Origin of the sequence: Rahnella sp. PAMC25617 (genome assembly GCF_050606005.1) — a bacterium.
GTDB classification, from domain to species: Bacteria; Pseudomonadota; Gammaproteobacteria; order Enterobacterales; family Enterobacteriaceae; genus Rahnella; species Rahnella variigena.
On record NZ_JBOCUM010000013.1, the window covers coordinates 22,551 to 37,960 of the forward strand.

Here is a 15,410-nt window from a genome sequence, read left to right on the forward strand (position 1 = left end):
TGTAACAAATCACCCGAATTGTTTTTTGTTATATCGTGACAATACCCTTTCTTTTGCTACACTCCTGCCAACGAGTAAAAAAACAAAAAAGCTCACCTCTGTATACCCGCAGGAGAATAATAAATAATGGCTATTGATTACGCTCAGACAGCTCAGGATATTGTTAAATATATTGGCGGCGATAATAATGTGATTAGCATCACACATTGCGCCACCCGCTTACGCTTTGTTCTGAAAGATAATAACGCCGTCGATAAAGAAGAATTAAAACGCGTGAAAGGCGTGATTACAGTTATCGAGGCCGGCGGCCAGATGCAGGTAGTGATCGGCAACCACGTGAGCGACGCGTATAAACAGGTTCTGAAACTGATTGAGATTGACGAAAACGCACCGGTTTCCGCGCCCAATGTGGGCATCGTCAGCCGCGTAATGGATGTTATCTCCAGCATCTTTACACCGTTTCTTTATCAGCTTGCGGCGTGCGGTATTTTGCAGGGAATTATCTCCTTCTTCGCTGCCGTCGGCATTATGGACGCGAACAGCGGCACCTACCGTATTCTCAACTTTGTGTCCTGGACAGCGTTTACCTTCCTGCCGGTGATGATTGCGTTTACCGCAGCCAAAAAATTCAACGTCAATCCGTTTACCGCAGTGATTACGGCCTGCGCGCTGATCAGCCCTGATTACATGAATATGGTGACGGCATTTAAAATTACGTCGATCAACTCCGCCGATCCGGCCATGCAACAGCTGATGCGTGAAGCAGTCAGCAATCCTGATATGGCGAATATCCTGCAGAATGTAGTCGGTATTCCGGTTTCCGCACCGACGCTCGATTTCCTCGGCATTCCGGTGAAATACCTGAGCTATACCGCGTCTGTTATCCCGATCATTCTGATGGTCTGGGCAATGTCGTATATCGAGCACTTCTTTAATAAAGTGCTGCCAGTGGTGATCCGCAATCTGTTCACACCGATGTTCTGTATCGCGATTATGGTACCGATGACGCTGCTGGTGTTTGGCCCGGTCGGAAACCTGATTGGTGGCGCGATTGGCGGCGTTTATAACACCCTTTATCACCTCAGCCCGACCATTGCCGGTTTCGTGGTAGGTGCATTCTGGCAGCCGCTGGTAACGCTGGGCGTTCACTGGGGTATTACGCCGGTCACCGTCGGCAACTACGCTACGCTGGGTTATGACACCTTTACCGGTCTGCAGGCTTCCGCGGTCTTCGCGATGACCGGCAGTATGTTTGGCGTGTACCTGAAAACCCGCAGCCGCGAAATGAAAGGTATCTCGCTGTCCGCTGGCGTCACCGGCCTGTTTGGTATCACTGAACCTGCAATTTACGGTGTGGCACTGCGCCTGAAAAAACCATTTCTGTGCAGCTGTGTCGCGGGCGGTATCGGCGGCGCGATCGCCGGTTCCTTTAACGCCGTGTCATGGAGCTACTGTCTGCCGGGTATCGCCGTACTGCCGGTGTTCTTCAAAGAAGGCCACATGCCGCAGTTTCTCGGTTTCCTGCTGTCGATTACCGTCGCCTTTGTGCTCGGTGCGCTGTTTACCTGGCTGGTCGGATTTAAAGATGAACCCGACGTTGCCGCGACCAAAAAAGTACAGGCAGAAACCCGACGTGCCACTCAGGCAGAAATGAATTAAATCTGAAATTACGATCTACAGGGCAGAAGCAATCTGCCCTCAATAAGTATCCAGGGAGAATCAAATGAGTCATCAGTTACCGAAAGATTTCTTATGGGGCGGCGCAGTCGCAGCACATCAGGTGGAAGGCGGCTGGAACAAAGGCGGCAAAGGCATCAGCATCTGTGACGTCCTTTCCGGCGGCGCGCACGGTGTTGACCGTGTAATGACCGACGGCGTGCTTGACGGCTACAGCTATCCGAATCATGAAGCTGTCGATTTTTACTCGCATTACAAAGAAGACATCGCTCTGTTCGCAGAAATGGGCTTCAAATGTTTCCGTACCTCGATTGCCTGGACGCGCATCTTCCCGAACGGTGACGAATTACAGCCAAATGAAGCCGGTCTGCAATTCTATGACGACATGTTTGATGAACTGCTCAAACACAATATCGAGCCGGTGATCACCCTTTCCCACTTCGAAATGCCGTGGCATCTGGTGAAGGAATACGGTGGCTGGAAAAACCGCCAGGTAGTGGATTTCTTTGTGCGTTTCAGCCAGGTGGTAATGGAACGCTACAAAGGCAAAGTGAAATACTGGATGACCTTCAACGAGATCAATAACCAGCGTAACTGGAAATATCCGTTGTTCGGTTATTGCTGCTCCGGTGTGGTATTTACCGGGGAGGAAAATCCGGAAGAAACGATGTATCAGGTGCTGCATCATCAGTTCGTGGCCAGCGCCCAAGTGGTCAGGCTCGGTCATGAAATCAACCCTGATTTCCAGATTGGCTGCATGATCGCCATGGTGCCGCTGTATCCGTTCTCCTGCCATCCGGACGACGTGATGTATTCCGTTGAGGCGATGCACGAACGCTTCCTGTTCAGCGATGTCCATATGCGCGGTTATTACCCGGCGTATGCCCTGAAAGAGTGGGAACGCCGTGGCTTCAACATCAAAATGGAAGACGGCGATTTGCAGGCGCTGCGCGACGGCTGCGCGGATTACATCGGCCTGAGCTATTACATGAGCAACGCGATTTCAGCGCACAATCCGAGTGATGATAATGGCTTGTCAGGCTTTGCGGGCAGCGTGCCAAATCCGCATGTGAAAGCGTCTGACTGGGGCTGGCAGATTGATCCGGTCGGACTGCGTTACACCCTGAATATCTTGTACGAGCGTTATCAGAAGCCGCTGTTTATTGTCGAGAATGGCTTTGGTGCTATCGACAAAGCGGGTGATGACGGCGTCATTCACGACGATTACCGTATCGCTTATCTGAAAGCACATATCGAGCAGATGAAAAAAGCCGTGCTGGAAGATGGTGTGGATCTGATGGGTTATACGCCGTGGGGCTGCATCGACTGCGTGTCGTTTACCACCGGTCAGTACAGCAAACGCTATGGCTTTATCCACGTGGATAAAAATGACGATGGCACCGGCACCATGGCTCGCTCGAAAAAAGAGAGCTTCGGCTGGTATCAGAAAGTGATTGAGAGCAGCGGGGAAGTGCTTTAATTAACTCCTCCCCCTGCGAAGGGGGAGGTCGGGAGGGGGTTTAGCTGACAACATCAAATGTAGAGTTATCATCAATACCCCACCCCAGCCCTCCCCTTCGCAGGGGAGGGAGCCAGATTAATGACGTTTCCCGTCATCATCTTCATCAACGAAATCTTCGTCTTCGCCTTCTTCACCTTCTTCGTCGTCATCGCCTTCGAAGTAAGTGCCCCAGCCGTCGTAGTTAACGCCGTTGGCTTCAGCCAGGTTCATCAGCTGTTCAACCTGAGCGTCGATCAGTTCCGCTTTCAGCGCGATTTCGCTGATCACGTCACAGCACATCACAACAGAACCGTCTTCTACTTCCAGTTCTTCAGGGTCAGTCACTTCGTAACCCAGCTTGAAAGCTTCGACTGCTGCTTTCTCCAGAACTTCAAACTTTTCTGAAGATAAGTGGTGTTCGATAGTGTAAAGCGCGTCAGGATCACTGCCATCATCCAGCAGTTCTTCGATGATTAAGCGAGTCTCTTCACGTTGTTCTTCCAGCAATTCACGGTTTGCCATATCTCTGTCCTCAATCAATGTGACGTTTGTACGCTATTTTCACACACCGCAGGGCGCGTCTCCACTATTAAAGAGAAAGTTTTCTCGGCGGGGTTGTAATTGCATATTCATCCAGTTAAATTGAATTTTAATTCAATCCGAAATGCTTACGCGCTATGGAGCGACATCATGAGTTTGTTGAGTAAACGTCATTTTCTCAGGTTACTGGATTTTACCCCGTCAGAGATTTCGTCACTGCTGAAACTCTCCGCAGAATTAAAAGCCGCTAAAAAGAACGGCACCGAAAAAGCCAGTCTGCAAGGCAAAAACATCGCGCTCATCTTCGAAAAAGACTCAACCCGCACCCGATGCTCTTTCGAAGTTGCCGCTTATGATCAGGGGGCGAAAGTCACCTATCTCGGCCCTAGTGGCAGCCAGATCGGCCATAAAGAATCGATGAAAGATACCGCCCGCGTCCTCGGCCGCATGTATGACGGTATTCAGTATCGCGGTTTCGGTCAGGATAAAGTCGAAATTCTGGCGCAATACGCCGGTGTACCGGTCTGGAATGGCTTAACCAACGAATTCCATCCCACCCAGTTGCTGGCTGATCTGCTGACCATGCAGGAGCATTTACCGGGCCAGCCGCTGCAAGGTATGCGTCTGGCGTATCTGGGCGACACCCGTAACAATATGGGCAATTCACTGCTGGAAGCCGCCGCGTTATGCGGTCTGGATTTGCGTCTGGTCGCGCCTTCAGCCTGCTGGCCGGAAGCTGAACTGGTCGCCACCTGCACGCATCTGGCACAAGAAAATGGCGGCAATATCACCCTGACCGAAGATATTGCGGCTGGCGTGAAAGACGCTGATTTCCTGTATACCGACGTGTGGGTTTCCATGGGCGAGCCGAAAGAAGTCTGGAAAGAGCGTATTAATTTGCTGCGCGCTTATCAGGTCAACAGCGCGATGCTGGCGCTGACCGGTAATCCGCAGGTGAAATTCCTGCATTGTCTGCCTGCATTCCATGACGACCAGACCACGCTCGGCAAGCAAATGGCGGAAGAATACGGCCTGCAAGGCGGCATGGAAGTCACGGATGACGTCTTTGAGTCCAGCCACAGCGTGGTGTTTGATCAGGCGGAAAACCGTCTGCACACCATCAAAGCGGTGATGGTCGCTACGCTCAGCAACGCCTGATTTATCCCCGACGTGCAGTAAGGATGAACTTTCTGCACGTCGCAATATTTACAACGTTTTGCACTTTATCCCGCCCGTTCCCGTCAGAAGACCTCAATTTCAACTACCCTTTTTAAAGCGCTTTGGTTTTAACCTGTTCAATAGAAAAACAGAAACGCAGTAAGAAGGAACCGATATGAGCTCAGTTAATCTTGAGTATGTCCTGCGGCTGGAAAGCCTGTTAAGCAGGATTTACCCCAGGGAACACATCGCCGACCTGCTGAAAAAAATCCTGCATCTCGCCGACAAATGGAATTACGGCAAGCACCGCACCACCGATTGGGTGGATGGCACCAACATTTATCTGATTACTTATGGCGACAATATTCGTCACGGCGAACAACCGCCGCTGGCGACGCTGAATCACTTCGCCAATACCTATCTGCGCGAGATTATAAGCGACATCCATATTCTGCCGATGTATCCGTACAGCTCCGACGACGGCTTCAGCGTCATCGACTACCGGCGTATCGACGAACATCTCGGCGGATGGTCGGATATTCATCACCTTTCCGCTAATTTCAACCTGATGTTTGACTGCGTGATCAACCATATCTCCCGCTCAAGCGAATGGATGAAAGGCTATCTGCATGACGATCCTTATTACAAAGATTACTTTATTGCCTCGAATCCTGAGCTGGATTATAGCCGCGTTGTGCGCCCCCGCGCCTCGCCGCTGCTGACGCCGTTTATCAAAGCCGACGGCAATGAGTTATACCTGTGGACCACGTTCAGTGAAGATCAGGTGGATATCAATTTCAAAAACCCGCAGGTTTTGCTGGAAAGTATTGATGTGCTGTTGCAGTACGCCGCCAGTGGCGGGCAGTCGATCCGCCTCGATGCGATTGGGTATATCTGGAAGGAGGCCGGGACGCGCTGCATTCACATGCCGCAGGCGCATAACATCATCAAAGTCTGGCGGACCATCCTTGATGAAGTGATCCCCGGCACGCGGATCATCACCGAAACCAACGTGCCGCATCACGAAAATATCAGTTATTTCGGAGAAGGCGATGAGGCACACATGGTGTATCAGTTCCCGCTGCCGCCGCTCACGCTGCACGCCTTTCTACGACAGGACACCACCACGCTCACCCAGTGGGCGCAAAGCCTGAATGCCGAAGCACGTTACCCTGACACCACCTATTTCAACTTTTTAGCCAGTCACGACGGCATCGGTCTGCGTCCGACAGAAACCTTCCTCAGCGATGACGAACGCAAATACATGGCGCAGGAAACCCTGCGTAAAGAAGGCCGCGTCTCTTATAAAGACAACGGCGATGGCACGCATTCGCCTTATGAACTGAACATTAATTACCTCAGCGCGCTGACCGAACCGGATGACGATACCGGACTGAAAGCGCGCAAATTTCTCGCGGCACAGGCGCTGTTGCTGTCGTTTATCGGCGTACCGGCGATTTATATCCATAGCCTGCTGGGCAGCGAGAACGATCTTGACGGTATGCATCAGTCCGGGATCAACCGCCGTATCAACCGTAAAAAGCTGGAGCTGGTAAAAGTTGAGGCAGAACTGGAGAAAAAGGACAGTCTGAGCGCCCGCGTATTTTACGGTTTACAGGCACTGATTAAGCACCGCCGCGAACATCCGGCATTTTCGCCCCAGGCGGGGCAACGGGTGTTTGATCTGGGTAAATCGCTGTTTGCGATGGAACGTTATGATCCCAAAACTGAGGATCGGATCAGCTGCGTATTCAATATCAGCGATCATTCGCAGGTATTAAAACTGGCAGTGGAAGGGAAAGATCTGATTAGCGGGGAAGCGTTTAACGGCCAGATGCGACTCCAGCCGTGGCAGGTAGTGTGGATCAAACACAAACTTAAAGCCCCGGAACGCCTCGGCAGACTGCGCCGCTGGCGGATGAAGCTGATCAAACGCACGAAGCGCTACACGATAAGCATTAAGCGGACAATGCGCTGACGTTCATCTTAACCACCGCTTTACGCACATGGGCCGGTTCGCCCACCGCGCACAGCGGTTTATGCACTTCACCCGGATAGAACACCACAAAATCGCCGGTCTGCATGATCATGGTTTTTTCCTGCTCACCGGCGGCCAGAAACGCGATGTCTTTATCTTCCAGCCAGTCAGTATCCACATAACCTGCCGGTAAGTTACTGAATGTCATGCCTTCGGTGCCGTTCAGCACAATCTGGATATCCAGATTACGGGCGTGGAATTCGGCACGGCGGTCGGCCTGTGGCGCGGTTGAATCATTGGAAATCAGCACAAACACATCGTCGCCACGGATATCGTGTTTGCCCAGCGGCGTGTCCGCCGTGATGTGTTGCTTAACGTATTCAATGGCCTCGCGCAATTCAGCGGGCAGATAAGGAACGAGATGCAGCGCGTGGATGTTTCCTGTGATCATCATAACCTCGGGTTTGTAATGCATGAGTGAAACAGCGTTTCATAAATACTAATCCTGTTTGCTGTCCGGTTGCCAGAGCGGGATCAAGATTTTAACTTCATGGGAAATATTTTTGCGGCTGAACGTCACCCGCAGCCGGGAAACAATGGTTATGCAGTCAGATTGCATAAACCCTGAGAACATATTCAGTATGCCGCTTTCATCCTGTTGGTCTTACGAACTATTTCTAAAAACTCACCCGCCGGTCACATATTTAATTAAATCCAAAGCAGCAAAAACAGATAATAGTTATTTAGGATTTTTGAGAAGTTATAAATCTTTAATCACAAAAAAAGCTATTCTATGCAAATTCAGAATAAATCCCTTATTTTTTAGCGAATTAGGATTGAATAAATATTATCTCATACGGTCACGCACTGTCAGAAGGAATAATTACCCTCATATTCCGGTGATTATTCACTTTACTGAATATGCTAATAAATAAAACAATGATGTTTATCAATCAACAGGTAACCATCACCATCGGTTTATTCTGATGCGATCGAAGTCACATATTAAATGTCTGCGCGGAATATTATTCACTCCGTTCCGGGCGCACTTCCTTCCAGGCTGAATAACGCGTTTTATTCTCCACGGGATTTCTTTATCTGAAATTCAGCTGAAATTTAGCTGAAATTGACCGGAACATTATTTCGTCTTCTAAAAGGGATAAATATGAAACGGCATTATGTAGGATCCGAAATAGGCCAACTTCGCAGCGTGATGCTTCACCGGCCAAATTTAAGTTTGCAGCGACTGACCCCCTCCAACTGTCAGGAATTATTATTCGATGATGTGTTGTCTGTTGAGCGGGCCGGGAAAGAACATGACATTTTCAGCCAGACCCTGCGCCAGCAAGGCGTGGAAGTTTTATTGCTGACTGACCTGCTGACTGAAACCCTCGACAACCGCGAGGCCAAAGACTGGCTGCTCAGCCGGCAAATCTCGGATTACCGGCTGGGGCCACAATTTGCCGAAGAAATCCGCGGCTGGCTGGCAGATTTACCCCACCGGCAAACGGCCCGGTTTATGAGCGGCGGATTAACTTACAGCGAAATCCCCGATACTTTTCATAATATGGTCACGGATACACATCAGTTAAATGACTTTGTGATTAAGCCATTACCCAATCATTTATTTACCCGCGACACTTCCTGCTGGATATATAACGGCGTATCGGTGAATCCGATGGCAAAAGAGGCGCGTAAACGGGAAACCAATAATCTGCGAGCCATATATCGCTGGCATCCTCACTTTGCCGATAACGAATTTATTACTTACTTTGGCGATGATGAATTTAATTATGACCACGCGACACTGGAAGGCGGTGACGTATTAGTCATTGGTCGTGGCGCGGTATTAATTGGCTTATCCGAACGTACGACGCCGCAGGGTGTGGAGTTCCTCGCCCGTTCGCTGTTCAAACATCAGCAAGCCACCAAAGTGATTGCACTGGAATTACCCAAACATCGCTCCTGCATGCACCTCGATACCGTCATGACCCATATCGACTTCGACACCTTCTCCGTTTACCCGGAAGTCGTGCGCGACACCACCCAGTGCTGGACGCTGACCGACGACGGCCACGGCGGCCTGCGCCGCACCGAAGAACCGCAGTTCGTGCGGGCAATCGGTAAAGCGCTGGGCATTGATGACATCAAACTCATCACCACCGGCGGCGACAGTTTCGAGGCCGAACGCGAACAATGGAACGATGCCAATAACGTCCTGACCGTGCGCCCCGGCGTGGTGATCGGCTACGAGCGCAACACCTGGACTAACGAAAAATACGATAAAGCCGGGATCACCGTTCTCCCCATTCCGGGCGATGAACTGGGAAGAGGCCGCGGCGGCGCGCGCTGCATGAGCTGCCCGCTTGAACGCGACGACATCTGATCACTGACTCCGGGGAAATCTCATGAACAAACCTGTTCTGGTTGTCGCTCTGGGCGGCAACGCATTACTGCGCCGTGGCGAGCCGCTCGAGGCCGAACTGCAACGCAAAAACATCTGTGTGGCGGCAAAAACGCTGGCTGCGCTATGCCAGAAATGGCGGGTGGTGCTGGTACACGGCAACGGCCCGCAGGTCGGATTGCTGGCGCTGCAAAACAGCGCCTATCCGGCAGTCGCGCCCTACCCGCTCGATATTCTGGTAGCACAAACTCAGGGGATGATCGGCTATCTGCTGCAACAGGCGCTGAAAAATTGTCTGCCGGAAAGTCGCGTCTGCACCCTGCTGACGCAGGTGGAAGTCAGCCTGCTCGATCCGGCCTTTGATAACCCGACGAAATACATCGGCCCGGTTTATACGCAGGCGCAATCGGAAAATCTGGCTGCCGAAAAAGGCTGGGCGATGAAAGCCGACGGACAGCATTTTCGCCGCGTGGTCGCGTCACCCCAACCACAGCGCATCCTCGAGATTGATGCCATTCGTGCCTTGCTGGATCAGCACTATCTGGTCATCTGCAATGGCGGCGGCGGCGTGCCGGTTCATCAGACCAATGACGGGCTGAAAGGCGTGGAAGCCGTCATCGACAAAGACCTCTCGGCGGCGCTGCTGGCGCGTCAGTTACAGGCCGACGCGCTGTTGATCCTGACCGATGCCGATGCGGTGTACCTCGGCTGGGGCACGCCGGAGCAGCGTCCGCTGCATCACATCACGCCGCGGGATCTCGCCGCCATGACCTTCGATGCCGGATCCATGGGGCCGAAAGTCAATGCCGCCTGCCAGTTTGTCGATGCCTGTCACGGGCTGGCGGGGATCGGCGCACTGGAAGATGGCGAAGCCATTCTGGCCGGTCTCAAAGGCACCTGTATCCGCGCGGAATAACCCGTCCCCACTTCATTATTTCAGGATAATTTTATGACTACTACATTGAAAAACCGTCATTTCCTTAAGCTTCTTGATTTCACGCCGGAAGAAATTCAGCAACTGATCACCCTGGCGCTGGCGCTGAAAGACGATAAGAAATCGGGTCATGAACGCCCTTGCCTGCGCGGGAAAAATATTGCGCTGATTTTTGAGAAAACCTCCACCCGCACCCGCTGTGCGTTTGAAGTCGCCGCGTTTGATCAGGGCGCACACGTGACCTATCTCGGCCCTGGCGGCAGCCAGATCGGACACAAGGAGTCGATGAAAGATACCGCCCGTGTGCTGGGCAGAATGTACGACGGCATCGAATACCGGGGTTTTGCGCAGAAGATTGTGGAAGAGCTGGCGGAATTCTCCGGCGTACCGGTATGGAACGGGCTGACCGACGAGTTTCATCCGACCCAAATCCTGGCCGACCTGATGACCATGCTTGAACACTCGCCGGGCAAAGAACTCAGTCAGATCAGCTTCGCTTATCTGGGCGATGCCCGAAACAATATGGGCAATTCCCTGATGGTCGGCGCGGCGAAAATGGGGATGGACATCCGTCTGGTCGCGCCAAAATCCTTCTGGCCGGAAGAGACGCTGGTCGCTGTCTGCCGCGATATTGCCCGCACTACCGGCGCAAGGATCCTGCTGACTGAACACGTTGATGAAGGTGTACAGGGCGTCGATTTTCTTTACACCGATGTCTGGGTGTCGATGGGCGAAGCCAAAACCGCCTGGGCAGAACGTATCAGCCTGATGACCCCGTATCAGGTTAACGCCGCGGTGCTTAACGCCACCGGCAATCCTGACGTCAAATTTATGCACTGCCTGCCCGCTTTCCATAACGAAGAAACCACGCTCGGAAAGGAGCTGGAAATCGCTTACGGCATGAAAGGGCTGGAAGTGACGGATGACGTTTTTGAGTCCCCGCATTCCATCGTTTTTGATGAAGCCGAAAACCGTATGCACACCATAAAAGCGGTCATGGTCGCCACGCTTGGCGACGACTAAGCCCCTTGCGTGAAGGCGTTTTGCCTTCACGCCTTTTTTAAGGATTACGTTTATGCGTACATTCAAATTCCCTTCTGCCTACACCATTTTATTTGTGCTTATCGCGCTGGTTGCAGGCCTGAGCTGGATTATCCCCGCCGGTCAGTACGACATGGCGATGAATGCCGGACTGGGTAAAGAAGTCCCCGTCTCAGGCACCTATCACGCCGTGACCGGCAATCCGCAGGGGCTGGTGGATATTTTCCTCGCGCCCATTGATGGCCTGTACAACCACACCACCGGTCAGGCCGGCGCGATTGATGTCGCCTTATTTATTCTGATCATCGGCGGTTTTCTGGGCATCGTGACCAAAACCGGAGCCATCGACGCCGGAATAGAGCGGGTTACCGTCCGGCTGAAGGGCAAAGAAGAGTGGATGATCCCCATTCTGATGGCGCTGTTTGCCGCCGGTGGCACCATTTACGGCATGGCCGAAGAGTCATTGCCGTTTTATACCCTGCTGGTGCCGGTGATGATGGCGGCACGTTTCGATCCGCTGGTGGCTGCGGCTACCGTGCTGCTCGGTGCAGGCATCGGCACGCTCGGTTCGACGATCAATCCTTTCGCGACGGTGATTGCCGCCAACGCCGCCGGGATCCCATTCACCAGCGGGATCGGCCTGCGCGTGGCGATCCTGATCGTCGGCTGGCTGATCTGCGTGATCTGGGTAATGCGCTATGCCCGTAAAGTGCGCCGCGATCCCTCACTCTCCATCGTGGCGGATCAGCAGGAAAGCAACCGCGCCCACTTTCTCGGTAACCGCAGTGATGAACTGCTGCCCTTTACCGGCGTGCGCAAAATCATCCTGCTGATCTTCGCACTGGCTTTTGTGGTGATGATTTATGGCGTATCGGTACAAGGCTGGTGGATGGGGGAAATCTCCGGCGTTTTCCTGGCTGCGGCGATCCTGGTGGGGCTGGTTGCGCGGATGAGTGAAGAGGAGCTGACTTCCACCTTTATCGATGGCGCACGCGACCTGCTCGGCGTGGCGCTGATCATCGGTATTGCCCGTGGCATTGTGGTGATCATGGACAACGGCATGATTACCCACACTATTTTGCACAGCGCCGAAGGCATCGTTTCCGGATTATCCAACGTGATCTTCATCAACGTCATGTTCCTGCTCGAAGTGGTGCTGTCTTTTCTGGTGCCCTCTTCTTCCGGTCTGGCGGTGATGACCATGCCGATTATGGCGCCGCTGGCCGATTTCGCGCATATCGGCCGTGAACTGGTGGTCACTGCGTATCAGTCCGCCTCCGGCCTGGTCAATCTGGTCACACCGACTTCCGCCGTGGTGATGGGCGGTCTGGCCATCGCGCGGGTGCCTTATGTCCGCTGGCTGAAATGGGTCGCACCTTTACTGGGGATATTACTGGTATTACTGATGTTAGCGTTAAGTCTCGGTTCTTTGATTTAAGTCTTTGTAGAAAATGATTTTTTTGCCATGTTGACGTCCTTTTATTTACCAGGAATATAACCATGAAAAGAACGTTGTCTGCACTTGAAAAAGAACACCAGCAACTGATCCTCTGCCATCAGCTGATTGCCAGCCGGAGTTTTTCATCACAGGAAGAATTGCGGCAGGAATTCCAGCGGGCGGGATACCGGAATATCGGCCAGTCCACCATTTCACAATTACTGAAAACGCTGGGTGTGATGAAGGTGCAGAATGCCAAAGGCAAAAAGATTTATGCCCTGAATGAGCAGTCTCAGCTTGTTCCTGATGCCCTGAGGTCAGTAAGTGAAATGGTCACCGATGTGGATCACAACCCTCAGTTTGTGGTGGTCCATGTCATGTCGGGTTATGGCCGCGCCGTGGGACGGATTATCGATCAGCACCGTTTGCCGGAGGTGCTCGGGGTGATCGCGTCGAGCACTTCCGTGCTGGTAGCACCACGGGAAACGACAGCGCTGGACAGAGTTTGCAGGACAATCAGGCGGATACTGGCGATAAAGGAAAACCACAGCAGCAACCGATTGCCCTAGGCCATTTTTCCGCTTGACGCCGTCAGTGAGCCGCCTATAATGCGCCACAATTTGCCGGGAGAACCCATGAACAATCGCCACGTTTTGTGCTCAGATGATCGACCAAACGCCGTGCCATCAGGCAGCCCGCTGCCGTTGTTCTTCCGTGGTATTACCGTTTTATTGAAAGCCCCTCATTGAGGGGCTTTTTTTTGTCCGGAATTTGAGTGCCCCACTTTTTACGCGTAAAGAACAGGAGAATGACTATGGCCAATCCGCTGTATCAGAAAGACATCATTTCGATCAACGATCTCAGTCGCGAAGAGCTGGAGCTGGTTCTCGATACCGCTGCCAGCCTGAAAGCCAACCCGCAGCCTGAATTGCTGAAACACAAAGTGATCGCCAGTTGTTTCTTCGAAGCCTCAACCCGCACCCGCTTGTCGTTTGAAACCTCAATGCATCGTCTGGGTGCCTCGGTGGTCGGTTTCTCCGACAGCAGCAACACGTCGCTGGGTAAAAAAGGCGAGACGCTGGCCGACACCATTTCGGTCATCAGCACGTATGTCGATGCGATTGTGATGCGTCACCCGCAGGAAGGCGCGGCACGTCTGGCAACCGAATTCTCCGGCGGTATTCCGGTGCTCAACGCCGGTGACGGCGCGAACCAGCATCCGACCCAAACCCTGCTGGATTTGTTCACCATTCAGGAAACGCAGGGGCGTCTCGACAACATCAAAATCGCCATGGTCGGTGACCTGAAATATGGCCGCACGGTACATTCCCTGGCGCAGGCGCTGGCGAAATTTAACGGTAACCGCTTCTACTTTATCGCCCCGGATGCGCTGGCAATGCCGGGCTATATCCTGAGCCTGCTGGAAGAGAAAGGCATCGAATACAGCCTGCACAGCAGCATTGATGAAGTGGTTTCTGAAATCGACATCCTGTACATGACCCGCGTACAGAAAGAGCGTCTGGATCCGTCGGAATATGCCAACGTGAAAGCCCAGTTTGTGCTGCGCGCCGCCGACCTGACGAATGCCCAACCGCACCTGAAAGTGCTGCATCCGCTGCCGCGTATCGATGAAATCACGCCGGATGTGGATAAGACGCCATACGCCTGGTATTTCCAGCAGGCCGGAAACGGGATTTTTGCGCGTCAGGCTTTACTGGCGCTGGTTCTGAACGCAGACACTGCACAGTAAACTTGAGGAGAAAACTTTATGACGCACGACAATAAACTTCAGGTTGAAGCGATCAAATGCGGTACCGTTATCGACCATATTCCGGCACAGGTCGGGTTTAAATTGCTGTCTCTGTTCAAGTTCACCCAGACTGAACAACGTGTGACCGTCGGCCTGAACCTGCCGTCCGGCGAACTTGGCCGCAAAGACATTATCAAAATCGAAAACACCTTCCTGACCGACGAACAGGTCAATCAGCTGGCGGTATATGCCCCGCGTGCGACGGTGAACCGCATCGACAATTACGACGTGGTGAAGAAGCTGATGCCGACGCTGCCGGACCGTATTGTCGGCGTGCTGCGCTGCCCGAACGGCAATTGCATCAGCCGTTTTGAACCGGTGGATTCCAGCTTTGCAGTCAAGCAGCGTGCGGACGGCGTGCACCTGAAATGCAAATACTGCGAGAAAGAGTTTGAGCATCAGGTGGTGCTGAACAATGATTAACCCTTTATACTGAGGGATAATTTTTTATTCACTTTAACTCAAATCAGGAGACATTATGTCCCGCGAAATCAGCACTGAAAACGCCCCTGCCGCTATCGGTCCTTACGTTCAGGGCGTGGATCTGGGCAGCATGATCATCACTTCCGGCCAGATCCCTGTGGATCCTAAAACCGGCGCGGTCGCCGACGACATCGCTGCGCAGGCACGTCAGTCACTGGAAAACGTGCAGGCGATCGTTGAAGCCGCTGGCCTGAAAGTTTCAGACATCGTGAAAACCACCGTTTTCGTGAAAGATCTGAATGACTTCGCCACCGTTAACGCCACGTACGAAGCGTTCTTCACTGAACACAACGCTCCGTTCCCGGCGCGTTCTTGCGTTGAAGTTGCCCGTCTGCCAAAAGACGTAAAAATCGAAATCGAAGCCATCGCCGTCCGCCGTTAATTCGCGCCAGCCATGCACCAGACCAGCCTGCGGGCTGGTTTTTTTTGCCCCATTTTCAGGCAAG

The 15,410-nt window shown here is 52.6% G+C and carries 14 protein-coding genes; 12 read left to right on the forward strand and 2 right to left on the reverse strand.

The window, feature by feature from the left end:
- The first annotated feature begins 126 nt into the window (after positions 1–126).
- Together ACM615_RS16280 and ACM615_RS16285 are read left to right on the forward strand one after the other, a co-directional pair.
- A complete protein-coding gene (locus ACM615_RS16280; protein ID WP_431012190.1) occupies positions 127–1,659 on the forward strand; it encodes a PTS transporter subunit EIIC in 1,533 nt (510 codons plus the stop codon).
- A 64-nt stretch (positions 1,660–1,723) separates the two neighbouring features.
- Positions 1,724–3,157 carry a 6-phospho-beta-glucosidase gene (locus ACM615_RS16285; protein ID WP_431012191.1) on the forward strand — a complete coding sequence of 478 codons (1,434 nt, stop codon included), beginning with the start codon at positions 1,724–1,726 and terminating at the stop codon, positions 3,155–3,157.
- A 117-nt stretch (positions 3,158–3,274) separates the two neighbouring features.
- Here the strand turns inward: ACM615_RS16285 and rraB are convergent, their stop codons facing one another.
- Entirely contained in the window at positions 3,275–3,700 is a 426-nt protein-coding gene (gene rraB / locus ACM615_RS16290) for a ribonuclease E inhibitor RraB (protein WP_112288111.1), read from the reverse strand.
- Between the two features lie 168 nt (positions 3,701–3,868).
- Here rraB and argF (ACM615_RS16295) point away from each other — a divergent pair, with 168 nt between their 5' ends.
- Entirely contained in the window at positions 3,869–4,876 is a 1,008-nt protein-coding gene (gene argF / locus ACM615_RS16295; RefSeq protein WP_129638110.1) for an ornithine carbamoyltransferase, read from the forward strand.
- A 175-nt stretch (positions 4,877–5,051) separates the two neighbouring features.
- Complete coding sequence (locus tag ACM615_RS16300) at positions 5,052–6,854, forward strand: sugar phosphorylase (RefSeq protein WP_113876752.1); 1,803 nt, start codon at positions 5,052–5,054, stop codon at positions 6,852–6,854.
- Here the strand turns inward: ACM615_RS16300 and ACM615_RS16305 are convergent.
- Positions 6,835–7,305 (reverse strand): YhcH/YjgK/YiaL family protein, encoded by a 471-nt coding sequence (locus ACM615_RS16305; protein WP_113876795.1) that lies wholly within the window; start codon positions 7,303–7,305, stop codon positions 6,835–6,837. The genes ACM615_RS16300 and ACM615_RS16305 overlap by 20 nt on opposite strands.
- A gap of 714 nt (positions 7,306–8,019) precedes the next feature.
- On the opposite strand from ACM615_RS16305, the gene arcA reads away from it, so the two are divergent.
- The 8 genes from arcA (at position 8,020) to ridA (ending at position 15,346) form a co-directional block, all read left to right on the forward strand.
- On the forward strand, positions 8,020–9,240 hold the full coding sequence (gene arcA / locus ACM615_RS16310; RefSeq protein ID WP_112288108.1) for an arginine deiminase: 1,221 nt from the start codon (positions 8,020–8,022) through the stop codon (positions 9,238–9,240).
- 22 nt (positions 9,241–9,262) lie between these two features.
- The gene (gene arcC, locus ACM615_RS16315) at positions 9,263–10,174 is read left to right on the forward strand and encodes a carbamate kinase (RefSeq protein WP_120162129.1); all 912 of its coding nucleotides are present in this window, start codon (positions 9,263–9,265) and stop codon (positions 10,172–10,174) included.
- 33 nt (positions 10,175–10,207) lie between these two features.
- Entirely contained in the window at positions 10,208–11,215 is a 1,008-nt protein-coding gene (argF, locus tag ACM615_RS16320) for an ornithine carbamoyltransferase (RefSeq protein WP_129638106.1), read from the forward strand.
- Positions 11,216–11,267: 52 nt separating this feature from the next.
- Positions 11,268–12,671: a YfcC family protein gene (locus ACM615_RS16325; RefSeq protein WP_132966345.1), complete on the forward strand. Its 1,404-nt coding sequence runs from the start codon at positions 11,268–11,270 to the stop codon at positions 12,669–12,671.
- Between the two features lie 62 nt (positions 12,672–12,733).
- Positions 12,734–13,240: an arginine repressor gene (locus ACM615_RS16330; RefSeq protein ID WP_113876747.1), complete on the forward strand. Its 507-nt coding sequence runs from the start codon at positions 12,734–12,736 to the stop codon at positions 13,238–13,240.
- A gap of 245 nt (positions 13,241–13,485) precedes the next feature.
- On the forward strand, positions 13,486–14,421 hold the full coding sequence (gene pyrB, locus ACM615_RS16335) for an aspartate carbamoyltransferase (protein ID WP_112288103.1): 936 nt from the start codon (positions 13,486–13,488) through the stop codon (positions 14,419–14,421).
- Between the two features lie 18 nt (positions 14,422–14,439).
- Positions 14,440–14,904 (forward strand): aspartate carbamoyltransferase regulatory subunit, encoded by a 465-nt coding sequence (gene pyrI / locus ACM615_RS16340; RefSeq protein WP_013577172.1) that lies wholly within the window; start codon positions 14,440–14,442, stop codon positions 14,902–14,904.
- Between the two features lie 55 nt (positions 14,905–14,959).
- The gene (gene ridA / locus ACM615_RS16345) at positions 14,960–15,346 is read left to right on the forward strand and encodes a 2-iminobutanoate/2-iminopropanoate deaminase (protein WP_056776488.1); all 387 of its coding nucleotides are present in this window, start codon (positions 14,960–14,962) and stop codon (positions 15,344–15,346) included.
- Positions 15,347–15,410: the final 64 nt, after the last annotated feature.